This window comes from Microcoleus sp. CAWBG640, from assembly GCF_020883015.1.
GTDB classification, from domain to species: Bacteria; Cyanobacteriota; Cyanobacteriia; order Cyanobacteriales; family Microcoleaceae; genus Microcoleus; species Microcoleus anatoxicus.
The window spans coordinates 1-11,219 of record NZ_JAHRFC010000119.1 but is presented as its reverse complement, the minus strand read 5'-3'; the positions used below and the strand labels follow the sequence as shown (position 1 = coordinate 11,219).

The 11,219-nt window shown below is 43.4% G+C and carries 20 protein-coding genes; 12 read left to right on the top strand and 8 right to left on the bottom strand.

The features are described from left to right. The coding region (locus AAFP11_RS27920; RefSeq protein ID WP_341739954.1) for a hypothetical protein at positions 1-491 on the bottom strand (491 nt) is incomplete at its 3' end. Here AAFP11_RS27920 and AAFP11_RS27915 point away from each other — a divergent pair. Beyond that, positions 458-3,655, top strand: a complete 3,198-nt coding sequence (locus tag AAFP11_RS27915) for a S8 family serine peptidase (RefSeq protein ID WP_341739953.1) — start codon at positions 458-460, stop codon at positions 3,653-3,655. The two genes, AAFP11_RS27920 and AAFP11_RS27915, sit on opposite strands and share 34 nt — an antisense overlap. Positions 3,656-3,849: 194 nt before the next feature. On the opposite strand, the gene AAFP11_RS27910 is transcribed toward AAFP11_RS27915, so the two are convergent. After that, positions 3,850-4,107 carry a type II toxin-antitoxin system Phd/YefM family antitoxin gene (locus AAFP11_RS27910; RefSeq protein WP_341739952.1) on the bottom strand — a complete coding sequence of 86 codons (258 nt, stop codon included), beginning with the start codon at positions 4,105-4,107 and terminating at the stop codon, positions 3,850-3,852. After that, positions 4,104-4,427: an addiction module toxin RelE gene (locus AAFP11_RS27905; RefSeq protein WP_341739951.1), complete on the bottom strand. Its 324-nt coding sequence runs from the start codon at positions 4,425-4,427 to the stop codon at positions 4,104-4,106. The genes AAFP11_RS27910 and AAFP11_RS27905 overlap by 4 nt, the downstream gene beginning before the upstream one ends. Here AAFP11_RS27905 and AAFP11_RS27900 point away from each other — a divergent pair. From AAFP11_RS27900 to AAFP11_RS27855, 10 genes are all read left to right on the top strand, one after another. Then, positions 4,421-5,104, top strand: coding sequence for a GIY-YIG nuclease family protein (locus tag AAFP11_RS27900; RefSeq protein ID WP_341739950.1), 684 nt, complete (start codon positions 4,421-4,423; stop codon positions 5,102-5,104). The genes AAFP11_RS27905 and AAFP11_RS27900 overlap by 7 nt on opposite strands. Beyond that, positions 5,101-5,346: a hypothetical protein gene (locus AAFP11_RS27895; RefSeq protein ID WP_341739949.1), complete on the top strand. Its 246-nt coding sequence runs from the start codon at positions 5,101-5,103 to the stop codon at positions 5,344-5,346. Before AAFP11_RS27900 ends, AAFP11_RS27895 begins: the two co-directional genes overlap by 4 nt. Further along, a complete protein-coding gene (locus AAFP11_RS27890) occupies positions 5,286-5,570 on the top strand; it encodes a hypothetical protein (protein ID WP_341739948.1) in 285 nt (94 codons plus the stop codon). The genes AAFP11_RS27895 and AAFP11_RS27890 overlap by 61 nt, the downstream gene beginning before the upstream one ends. A 33-nt stretch (positions 5,571-5,603) precedes the next feature. Next, positions 5,604-5,903 carry a BrnT family toxin gene (locus AAFP11_RS27885; protein ID WP_341739947.1) on the top strand — a complete coding sequence of 100 codons (300 nt, stop codon included), beginning with the start codon at positions 5,604-5,606 and terminating at the stop codon, positions 5,901-5,903. Further along, the gene (locus AAFP11_RS27880; protein WP_096829431.1) at positions 5,900-6,100 is read left to right on the top strand and encodes a hypothetical protein; all 201 of its coding nucleotides are present in this window, start codon (positions 5,900-5,902) and stop codon (positions 6,098-6,100) included. The genes AAFP11_RS27885 and AAFP11_RS27880 overlap by 4 nt, the downstream gene beginning before the upstream one ends. Before the next feature lie 20 nt (positions 6,101-6,120). Then, a complete protein-coding gene (locus tag AAFP11_RS27875; RefSeq protein WP_341739946.1) occupies positions 6,121-6,264 on the top strand; it encodes a hypothetical protein in 144 nt (47 codons plus the stop codon). 38 nt (positions 6,265-6,302) lie between these two features. Further along, positions 6,303-6,524, top strand: a complete 222-nt coding sequence (locus AAFP11_RS27870) for a hypothetical protein (RefSeq protein ID WP_293178664.1) — start codon at positions 6,303-6,305, stop codon at positions 6,522-6,524. Continuing rightward, entirely contained in the window at positions 6,482-6,844 is a 363-nt protein-coding gene (locus AAFP11_RS27865) for a type II toxin-antitoxin system PemK/MazF family toxin (protein ID WP_341739945.1), read from the top strand. Before AAFP11_RS27870 ends, AAFP11_RS27865 begins: the two co-directional genes overlap by 43 nt. Positions 6,845-7,019: 175 nt before the next feature. Then, positions 7,020-7,271 (top strand): DUF433 domain-containing protein, encoded by a 252-nt coding sequence (locus tag AAFP11_RS27860; RefSeq protein WP_341739944.1) that lies wholly within the window; start codon positions 7,020-7,022, stop codon positions 7,269-7,271. Beyond that, complete coding sequence (locus AAFP11_RS27855; protein ID WP_341739943.1) at positions 7,255-7,614, top strand: DUF5615 family PIN-like protein; 360 nt, start codon at positions 7,255-7,257, stop codon at positions 7,612-7,614. Before AAFP11_RS27860 ends, AAFP11_RS27855 begins: the two co-directional genes overlap by 17 nt. Before the next feature lie 8 nt (positions 7,615-7,622). On the opposite strand, the gene AAFP11_RS27850 is transcribed toward AAFP11_RS27855, so the two are convergent. The 4 genes from AAFP11_RS27850 to AAFP11_RS27835 form a co-directional block, all read right to left on the bottom strand. Next, positions 7,623-7,967 (bottom strand): type II toxin-antitoxin system PemK/MazF family toxin, encoded by a 345-nt coding sequence (locus AAFP11_RS27850; protein ID WP_341739942.1) that lies wholly within the window; start codon positions 7,965-7,967, stop codon positions 7,623-7,625. Then, entirely contained in the window at positions 7,954-8,163 is a 210-nt protein-coding gene (locus AAFP11_RS27845; RefSeq protein WP_341739941.1) for a toxin-antitoxin system, antitoxin component, Xre family protein, read from the bottom strand. Before AAFP11_RS27845 ends, AAFP11_RS27850 begins: the two co-directional genes overlap by 14 nt. Positions 8,164-8,263: 100 nt before the next feature. Then, positions 8,264-8,527: a type II toxin-antitoxin system ParD family antitoxin gene (locus tag AAFP11_RS27840; protein ID WP_228055978.1), complete on the bottom strand. Its 264-nt coding sequence runs from the start codon at positions 8,525-8,527 to the stop codon at positions 8,264-8,266. Positions 8,528-8,571: 44 nt separating this feature from the next. Then, positions 8,572-8,727 (bottom strand): hypothetical protein, encoded by a 156-nt coding sequence (locus AAFP11_RS27835; RefSeq protein ID WP_341739940.1) that lies wholly within the window; start codon positions 8,725-8,727, stop codon positions 8,572-8,574. Between the two features lie 333 nt (positions 8,728-9,060). Here AAFP11_RS27835 and AAFP11_RS27830 point away from each other — a divergent pair, with 333 nt between their 5' ends. After that, complete coding sequence (locus tag AAFP11_RS27830; protein WP_340524389.1) at positions 9,061-9,462, top strand: hypothetical protein; 402 nt, start codon at positions 9,061-9,063, stop codon at positions 9,460-9,462. 483 nt (positions 9,463-9,945) lie between these two features. On the opposite strand, the gene cysK is transcribed toward AAFP11_RS27830, so the two are convergent. After that, a complete protein-coding gene (gene cysK, locus AAFP11_RS27825; protein WP_341739939.1) occupies positions 9,946-10,908 on the bottom strand; it encodes a cysteine synthase A in 963 nt (320 codons plus the stop codon). Positions 10,909-11,219: the final 311 nt, after the last annotated feature.

Genomic DNA, 11,219 nt, shown 5'->3' with positions numbered 1-11,219 from the left:
GCCAACTGTGGAGACAAAACCACCGGTAGCTGTAACACCAACTGTGGAAACAAAACCACCGGTAGCTGTAACGCCAACTGTGGAAACAAAACCAACTGTGGAGACAAAACCACCGGTAGCTGTAACGCCAACTGTGGAAACAAAACCAACTGTGGAGACAAAACCACCGGTAGCTGTAACGCCAACTGTGGAGACAAAACCGCCAGTTGAGACAAAACCAACCGTAGCTGTAACGCCAACTGTGGAGACAAAGCCGCCAGTTGAGACAAAACCACCGGTAGCTGTAACGCCAACGGTGGAAACAAAAGCGCCAGTTGAGACAAAACCAACCGTAGCTGTAACGCCAACTGTGGAAACAAAACCAGCAGTTGCGACAACTTCACCCGTAGCTGTAACGCCAACTGTGGAAACAAAACCGCCAGTTGCGACAACTTCACCCGTAGCTGTAACGCCAACTGTGGAAACAAAACCGCCAGTTGCGACAACTTCACCCGTAACAACCCCACCAGTACCTGTAACACCGCCAACGCTACCTGTGATTAAACCACCGGTGGCTGTAACTCCGCCTGTTACAACAACACCGTCTGTTACGACAACGCCACCTGTGGATGAACCCCAACCTTCGGTTATAGTTGAACCGCCTGTTGAGTCGAAACCAATTATTCAGCCGACGCCTTTTATCGGCATCATCGATACTGGATTTGCGCCGAACAATCCCGATCTGGATTATTCTAAAGTGACATTGGGGCGCGATCGCATTGACAAAGACAGCAATCCTTTGTTTACTGCCGGTACTGGTAACGAACATGGCACTTTTAACTGGGGTTTAGTTAGTGCGATTCAAGGCAACGACAAAGGCATTGATGGCTACAATGATAAGGCCAATGTGTATCTAAGTCGGGCAATTGGTTCTGGGGAATGGGATTTAGCTTTAAATGATTTTGTGAGTGAAGCGAAAGGACAAAAGCAGAAGAATGCGATCGCCCTTCTTCCCCTCGATTTAACTCAAAAGAATGCTGACGGAACCATTACCACTCGTTACGAATTTACGAACCGAGAACGTGCGGTTTTGGAAAATGCGCGTCAGAGTGGAGTGCTGTTAGTTGTAGCGGCGGGAAATGACGGCGGTGTGATGTCTGTTTTGGGTCAATCTTCCCAGGAGTTTGAGAATATTATCACGGTTGGTTCGTCTGATGGATTTGGGCGATCGGATTATTCCAGCTACGGCTATGGTTTGGATATTTTAGTGCCCGGAGGTACGATCGACAATCCGACTTTATCGACTGTTGGTGATGATATTGGTACGATGTCGGGAACTTCGGCATCCGCAGCTAAGGCGGCGGGGATGGCGTCTAAGGTTTGGGAGGCTAATCCCGATTTAAACCCTAAGCAAATTATTGACATTTTGACTGGAAGTGCGATCGATTTGAAGGAGCCCGGATGGGATCAGGAAACGGGTTTTGGGGTGGTGAATTTGAATAAAGCTGTGCAAGTGGCGAAGGAAACTAAGCCGCAAAGTTACACGCCTAGTCCTTTCTTGAGTCCGACAACTTGGGGTTTGGAAGGAAAAGTCACGCCTTGGGAACGAGCAACTTATGACATCAAAACAGGCAGTTTCACCTCGATTATTTGGTCAACTGATGGTGTTAACCTCCGCAATAGCACGAATTTGAGCGATCGTAGCAGTGTGAATGTGGCATACCAAAAAACCGTCACTTTCGATGCCTGGACTTACGGGGAAGCAGTCCCGGATCTCACTACAAAGCAGCAAGATGCTTTGTGGTTTCGGACAAATGTAAACGGACAATCTTACTGGGTACCGAGTGCATACACGAAGGGCTACCCACCTGGAAACCCGCCGTTACTGCCTCCAGCTAACACCAATCCAGTTATAACCAATCCAGGTACAACTAATCCAGTTATAACCAATCCAGGTACAACCAATCCAGTTATAACCAATCCAGTTATAACCAATCCAGTTATAACCAATCCACCACCTAGTTCAATTTCTATCAACGGACGCACTATTGGTGGCAGTTTCTATCCGGTTTTCCAGAATTATAAAGCAACACTGGGCAATCCGACTTCTGATGCCATCAACTATAATGGCGTGAGCTATCAGACATTTGACAAAGGGTCGATCGTCAGCAGTAAAAATGGAACTTTCCCGCTTTATGGTGCTATCCGTCAGGAATTCTTGAAAACAGGTGGATTGGATGGCTGGTTGGGCGCTCCGAAGAGTGCGGAAAAGGGCCAAGGGGATGGAACGCTCATCCAATACTTTGAGAAGGGTCACATTTCCTGGAATGGCGTTAAGGCGATCGCATATGAGGAAGGAAATGGTCAATCCAATTATCTCAAATTTGCGGATAATGCTTCCACAATCGGTGGAGACTTGAGTTCTATTCCCGACATCATATCCGCTAGAAGAGCAGTGAGCAAAGGTGGAATTGTAAACTCCAATATCAAGGGTAGTTTTGCGAAGGATGTTGTTGATTCAATAAAGAAAGGTGTTATCCGCGAAGAAGTGGGACTCTTTGTAATGTCAATCTTAGCTACTGAATCTGGTGGTGGTAATTGGCAAGCCAACAATGGTAAAGGCTACCTGGGAGCTTTCCAAATGGGCAAAAATGAGCGACAGGCATTTGCTCCTGGTGTTTCCGATCAGGAGTTCTTAGCTAACAAAGATATTCAACTTAAGGCTGCTCAAGGGCTTTACGATCAAAAACTGCTGATCATTCAAAACAAAGCCCAGACAGGTGAACTCCATAGTTGGACAACAGAGCCAGACCAACAACCATTAGATCAACACTTTGCTGGTAAAAGCAACATTTACAAAGCTGCCTATGCTTGGCTAACCTTGGCTGGAGAAGATGGAAATCATGTCTACAGCAAAGACTATGCTCAAGCTGCCGATGAATCAGCCAAACTTATTAACCAGACGCTTGGTATTAATAAAGGCTCTCTTCCGTCTATATCTGTTCCTAATCAGCCAGTCTTAGGTGACGATCACTGGTGGGATTTGCAGACAGGTGATTCTTTCCTTTATTCTAATCAAGAAGATCCGAAGAATAACTCTAAGTTGTACTCTGAACTTCAGACGATTGAACGGAGTCAACAAGTACGTCAAGTGTATGTAGAGCTTTCCAAAGCAATTTTTAAAGGTAGCTTAATCGAATCAGAATCTGGTTATGCCTATGACAAAGGCTACATCCAAAAATTTGGTTGGATTCACTCTGGTGTCGATATCTCAGCTTCGACAACAAATGTGATTCACTCACCAGTCGATGGCATAGTTGTTAAAGATATCCCAGACTATTATGGTACTGGAAGGGCTATTGCTGTTCAGGAAAAAGTAGACGGAAAACCTGTCAATCGTTTTTGGTGGTACTTACATCTAGCAGCTGGTACAAGTAAATTCAATTTATCAGTGACAGCTAAGGAAACACCTATTGGTAATCCTGGGATTATACCAAATCAGTCTCCTCACCTTCATTTGACTGTTGCAACTGCAACTAGAGCCGATGACAATGAAGCTACAAATGTCAGAGCACCTAATGTAAACCAAGCACAAGCTGCGATCAATGAAATGACAGCAAAAACGATGAGTCCTTTACAGGCTTTTTGGGAGGCAAAAAATAAAGTTATTAGATAGTCGGATGAGCGATCGCCCTTTCTTATAATTCAGAAGGGCGATCGCCCATAATTCATCAAACGAGCGATCGCACTTCTTACATCCGCGTTAATCTGCGTCCATCTGCGGTCAAAAAAGAGCGATCGCCCTTTCTAATAATTCAGAAGGGCGATCGCGATCTCTGGAATTTACTCGTATTGAGTCTCCAAAAAAGCTCATTTATCCACTAAATTCCAGAAATCCTCCGACTTCAATCCTCCCTCTTCTTTCAAACTTTGCCGAGATTTCTCCAAAACTTGATTGAATTTGGGATTATTAGCCAATAAGAAACGCTCTAGAGCTTCGGGATCTCTAATTAAAGTCATTGCCGCTACTGGTTGACCATTTTCTGTAATTAAAATTGGCTCTCCGCGATCGGCACTCAAGTAATCAGCAAATTTTGCTATAATTTCAGCTAAAGAAACTATTTTCATGATTCAGTCTGCTCTGTTCCTATAAATAACTGATTGCCAACTTTTACTCCAATTCCCAAAATATAAACCTCATAGGTATCAAGGTTAGTCTCGTAAAACACTCGGAACCGATTACTCGGCCCAAATCGTAACTCCCAAGTAGCACCTAGTTCAGAAGGTTCCAGTAACGGTTTGCGGTTGCGCGTTTCTAGCTCTGGCTCATAGCTCAACTGCTCCTCTATTGTAGTGCGGATTAATGAATAATACTTGCGATCGATCGCTGCAAGATGCTGGAAGACAGGGCGCGTAAAGATAATTTCAAACTTCTGCTGAGGTGTCATGCTTAGTTAAGGTCATTATCATTCATATTAGACCAAAAGGGATCTCGCCCATAATTCATCAAACGAGCGATCGCACTTCTTACATCCGCGTTAATCTGCGTCCATCTGCGGTCAAAAAAGAGCGATCGCCCTTTCTAACAATTCAGAAGGGATCTCGCCCGTTTTATAATCAAAATAGCGATCGCCCTTTTTGCACCAGATTCAGAAAGGATCTCGCTCTTTGGAATGAATTCGCGATCAGTTTTTTGTTAAAAGGGCGATCGCTTCTACTTGTAGGATGGAATAACCGCTTCCATCTCCCAATTTCCATGACCAACCCCATCCAGCAAGAAGCCCGCCAAATTCTCGATAATCTCGCCTTTACCCCCTTCGATAGATGCAATCCCCTCAGCCGCGACTTCGACACCATTCCTGCTAAAGTTGGTTTATACGCCTTTCGACATCGCATTCAAGGATTACTCTACATCGGCAAAGCCAAGAACCTCCGCGATCGACTGCGAGGTGGTCACAAAGCCTTTCTCTGGGGCTGGCTCGATCGCTACGATCCAGATGATGTGAGAATCGCTTTCGTTACCCTCAACCAATGGCAAAAACCAGGGTTATTATATGAATTAGAAACCCTCATCCTGCAAGCTACAAATCCTCCCTACAACGTTAAAATCCCCAGAGAACAATGAATCATACCCTCAACATCCAACACTTGCCACCATCCGCTATTCATTCGCTGATGACCCATTTGCCGGACTATGTGAAAGTCGCCCTGATAGAAAAAGCTACGCAACTAGAATGCTCTCTCGAAGCTGCGATCGAAATGGCGATCGCTAGTTTTCTAGACTCAGAAGCTTTGAGCTTTGAAGATTGCCTATTATCGCAACGTCTTCAGGAATCAGAACTGGTAGAATCTCCCCAAAGGAAATAGGGTGCGATCGCCATTTTTCCACTATCCAGAAAGGCGATCGCCCTTCCTACATCCGCGTTAATCAGCGTTCATCTGCGGTTAAAAAAGAGCGATCGCCCTTTCTAATAATTCAGAAGGGCGATCGCCCGTTTTATAATCAATCATGGCGATCGCCCTTCCTTTTTGAAGAGCGATCGCCCTTTTTCAACTATCCGAATTGCATCAACTCAAAAGTCAGGCTATAATTTGCTTATACATTAATTTCACGATCGATACCCTTGGATTATAACTTTGATTGGAATATAGCCAAAGAAAAGCAAAATATTCGCAAGCATCAATTAAGTTTTCGTTTGGCTTCAACTATTTTCCGCGATTCTTATCAATTAACAATCTATGATGAAGAACACAGTCAAGATGAAGATAGATGGATTACCATAGGTTTAGATGAAACAGGCATTTTCAGGCTTGTTGTTCATACTTTTGAACAAACTGATAGCTCCTCCTGCATCATTCGGATTATTTCCGCTCGGAAAGCTACTTTCACTGAAACACAATCTTATCAAGAGAGAAAATTATGAAATCAGAGTATGATTTTTCTGCGTCAGAACAAGGCAAGTTTTACCATCCTGATGCTACGTTTCATTATCCGATTTATCTCGAAGCTGATGTCGAGCAGTTTGTGACTAAAATTGCTGAACATAAAAATATTGACGTTCAAGTTTTGGTCAATGAATGGCTGAGGAATAACATTAAATTAATTCAAAGTATTGAGTAGGAAGGAATGAGGAATGGCTTGTGCGTGTTTGTCAAGCTTGTCCTGACGGTAGGAAGGATCTCACAAGCGGTCAAAAAAGAGCGATCGCCCTTTCTAACAATTCTGAAGGGCGATCGCCCTTATTTTGCATTCAACTAACAAAAAATTGTCATTTCAGCCAATAATTGCTAAAATGATCGCAAAATACTATTCTGATTAGCCAATGAGCAACATCTCTATCAGCTTGCCAGATGAATTACTCACATACGTCAATCAAAAAGCGCCCAACCCCAGTGCTTTGATAGAATCTCTCTTAAAACAATGGCGAAAACAACAAGAAAACCAAGCTTTAGCAGAAGCTTGCAAGCTAATTGACGAACTAGATTTAGGATGGGACGAGGAATGGCAAGCTCAAGCGATTACCGACTGGGAAGTATCTGGATAGCTAGATTCGATCCGTCAGTAGGAACAGAAATACGCAAAACGCGGCCTGCGTTGGTAATTTCTGGTACTCTCTTCAACGAGCGACGCAGCAAAGTGACTGTTTTGCCATTTACCTCCGCTCGTCCTCACGATCCTCGGATTTCTGCTGCTGCGATCTTAGTACCCGCATCCCCACAAAATGGTTTAGATGCAGATAGTTTGCTAGTCTGTGTCGATCCGATGACTTTCGACAAAACGAGATTAGTACAACAAGTCGGCCAATTGGAATCGGAGCTATTTTCCCAAGCTCAAGAGATTTTACAGCGCTATCTGGAATTATAGCGAGATCCCTTTTTCAATTAGTATAAAAGAGCGATCGCCCTTTCTAACAATTCAGAAGGGCGATCGCCCGTTTTATAATCAATCATGGCGATCGCTCCTGCTAAATTTATGATATAATTACTCATCAGTTACAGCTAGACTTGCCCACTTCTTTTGATATAAAGGAGTAAAGCCCGTGAAAATAGAAGAATTACTACAAAGAAAAGGAATTATTCACAGCGATCCAGAAATTATGAGCGGTGTTCCCGTATTTGTCGGCACTCGCGTTCCCTTAAAAACTTTTTTTGATTACCTCGAAGGTGAAAGCGGTTTCGCAGAATTTATTAATGATTTTCCTTACCTAGAAAGTCAAGCCATTCAAGTGCTAGAAAATGTAACTAAGATGATGCTCTCGTTAGAAAGTCATTTAAATGCTTATACTGCTTGATGAAAATCTTTTGAGTCAAAAACTGAAGCAGCCTTTTTTAGACGAGGGTCATTCAATTAGCAATGTTTATGACATGGGGTGGAGAGGGCTAAAAGACCGGGAAATTCTGGATAGATCCGAGAATCATCCTTTTGATGTTTTTATCACCGCCGATAAAAATCTTCCCTATCAACAAAATCTAGCAAATCGTGTTATTACAATTGTGGTGTTAGATTCTAGCAGTACCAGACCCGACCATCTTGTACCTTTGATGAGACAAGTTAGCACTATGATATCGTCGCTGCCAGCAGGTTCAGCAATTCGGATTAATGATGCTGGAGATGTGGTTTCTATTACTCGTTGACCGATCGCTCAATTATCACCTATAATTCCAATCAATCCCTCTTTCAAAGACTTGATATCGACATCTTGAAGCCTTCCCAGCTTTTTGAGGATCAGTTGTTTCTCAATTGTCGTAATAACAGGCTTAATCATAGATGCTTTTAAAAGACCAGCCGATCGCCAATCTGCAATGATAATATCACCTACTTTCGGGCTACTGCTAACTTGACTCGTTATACCCATCAGAATGCGATCGGGATATTCTGCATTATAAACGTCAGAACTAATCACAACTGCTGGACGTTTTTTGTTTGTAGTTTGATCGGTAAAAGGAAACGGAACTAAAACCACATCACCAAAATTATAACTCGTCATACTCCGCATCCTCTGGGTTATCCCAAATTTTAGCAAAAGCTGCTTCTGAGAGTTTAGTTGCATTATAAACGAGAAGATGAGCTTCACTTCGCGTTAATAGGAAGTCGAGAAAATCTTCTAATACCGTGATTTTATCTGGCGGTAAACTGCGAATTTTTTCCATCAGCTTTGTTTCGGGGTTGTGGGCGATACTCATGTTATTTTTCACTTTTTCAATGACTACATAGCACTTACTTTAACGTAAGTTGCTAATTCAATCAAGTCGCGGATAACTTGCGGACGTTTTTGGATTGAGGTCATTTTTCTTCCTGCAACCCCTGATTCTGGGAAATACGCGATCGCACAGCTTGACGAATCTCCATCCAATTTTCCTCAGTCATCGCGGTTGGATTTCCTGATTCCAAACCTTCTAATAACATCGCTTCCAAACGTTCTGAAGCTTTGCGTTTTTGGTCTTGGCGAATTAACTCGCGGAAATACTCGCTAGCTGTACTATAACCACCTTGAGCTACCTGTGCTTCTATATAAGTTCGCATTGAGTCAGGTAGAGAAATATTCATGCTTGTCACGGGTATTACTTACCTCAGTTAACTCGTTATCTTAATTATGGCAGATTTTGCCATTTTTTGTCAAGTCTCACACAACCTGTAATTTTGTAATCAGAAATTGGGAAGAGCGATCGCCATTTCTCAGCCCGATTCAGAAAGGCGATCGCCCATAATTCATTAAAAGAGCGATCGCCCGTTTTATAATCAATCATGGCGATCGCTCAAAATCTTTCCCATTCACAACCAATGAATCCCGCCGCACAACAACTTTCCGATTTGACAGGACAAACCTGATCAGAACCGATCGCCATACTGGAGAGTTACGGCTTCCTATTTCAAACCAGCACAAAAGGTGGCTATCAAAGCTTTGAACACCCAGATGGCAGTATAATTAATATTAGACCAAATGGTGAAATAGTCCGTACAGGGCCAAAAATACGAGCGACGGATGGCAAAATTTACCGTCGTAGATACAATCGAGATGGAACTCAAATAAAATTTGAACCAGGGGCTAAGACACATAATACCGGAGAAAAAGTGATTCTATGACAACCGCGATCGCACTCAACCTCAAAACCTTTTTAGAAGACTTAAAAAGTGCCGATTTAGTAGGGGTTTCACTTCGCCCTCAAAATCTTGGCTTGCGTTTAGACTTCACCTTTGGCCCCGAAGTCGGAGATGTTGCGATCGAGTTCGATCGCATTCTTCACCTAGTGATTTCTCGCCCCATCAATTCCGATGATGAAAATTACTGTTTTTGGGTAGGAGAAGTCAAACTCAGAAAACTTGAAGAAAATGCCGAAACTTTCTTATCTTCCCTGTCCTATCCTTTCAATTTCCCGGCTAATTTAGATTTATCTTCTTTGAGTCATTTTCGGTTAGAAGGGGATATTTTTATTGAAATAATTTGCGAATATTATAAAATTTTTCAGGAAGTTAAAAATTAATTCATAAGGATTAGATGAAACAGGCATTGTCAGGCTTGTTGTTCATACTTTTGAACAAACTGATAGCTCCTCCTGCATCATTCGGATTATTTCCGCTCGGAAAGCTACTTTCACTGAAACACAATCTTATCAAGATAGAAAATTATGAAATCTGAGTATGATTTTTCTGCGTCAGAACAAGGCAAGTTTTACCATCCTGATGCTACGTTTCATTTGGACGTTTTTTATTTGTAGTTTGAGCAGATTGATCTAGCAATCGCCCTAATGGTTAAGGCGACTGCTATAGTTGGCAAGCAGGAAGCCTATAGTATGCCCTGGGGGAGCATCCCGACTTTGCATAGGCGAAGCATGACCGCAGACAATTTATTAGTGATAACCAGAGATTTACAGCGGTCATGCTAGAGCATCATACGAATATATTTGCACTCCTTGAGATGCACTCATCCCTGCTCTTGGTTGTGGCGATTCTAAGGCGCGATCGCTCTAGTTGACAGCCACCGCCAGATTAAGTTCTGGATCTTGGAACAAGGGAGTGCTCAGATAGCGTTCGCCAAAGCTAGGCTGAATCATCACGATCAATTTGCCTGCATTTTCAGGACGCTTGCCAATTTTCAAGGCCGCACACAAGGCTGCACCGCTAGAAATACCAGACAACAGTCCTTCTTCTCTGGCTAAGCGACGCCCGTAGGCGATCGCCTCGTCATCGCTGACAACTACAATCTCGTCGATCGTATCCACATTCAAGACCGGTGGCACAAAACCAGCACCAATACCTTGAATTTTGTGAGGTCCAGGCTTACCACCGGAAAGTACCTGACTGTTAGCCGGCTCAACGGCGATCGTCTTAAATCCAGGTTTTCGGGACTTAATCACCTCCGAAATACCTGTAATCGTACCGCCGGTGCCAACCCCAGAAATCAGGAAATCCACCTCGCCATCTGTATCTTCCCAAATTTCCTCCGCTGTGGTTTCCCGGTGAATCTGGGGGTTAGCAGGATTCCGAAACTGCTGCAACATATAAGCATTGGGCGTTTTGTCCACAATGTCTTGAGCGCGACGGATGCAGCCACTCATGCCTTCAATTCCTGGAGTCAATTCTAATTGGGCTCCGTAAGCTCGTAACATCGATCGACGTTCCGTGCTCATCGTATCAGGCATTGTCAAAATCAACTTATAACCCTTAGCCGCCGCCACCATGGCCAAAGCAATGCCAGTATTGCCAGAAGTCGGTTCCACTAACACCGTTGTCTCTGGAGTAATCAGCCCTTCTGCTTCGGCTGCATTCACCATATTCACGCCAATACGGTCCTTGACAGAGGCAGCAGGATTCATGCCTTCGAGTTTGACCACAATCCGAGCTAAGCACCCTTCGGCTTGGGGAATGCGGTTGAGTTGCACCAAAGGTGTGCGGCCGACCAATTCTGTAATGTCACGAGCAATACGCATAATCTTTGTCAGTTTGTGGTTAATGGTAAATTCTGAGGTAAACCCACCTAAAAAAACATAATACCCAGAGTCTAGACTTGTTTAATAAGTTGGGACTCTAACACCAGAGCATTTTACCTTTAATTAGAGCTACCTACTTAACTTATAATTATTGTTAATCCCTATTAACTTTTATCAACTATTAGTAATTAGGGCTTGCTGAATATATCGATCGCACTTGACGTGGCCTGGGTTTCGATCGCGCGATCGAGAGTTTAGTGCAAGATAAACAGGTAAAATAGAGCAAAACCCGTGCATAACCACCTGCGATC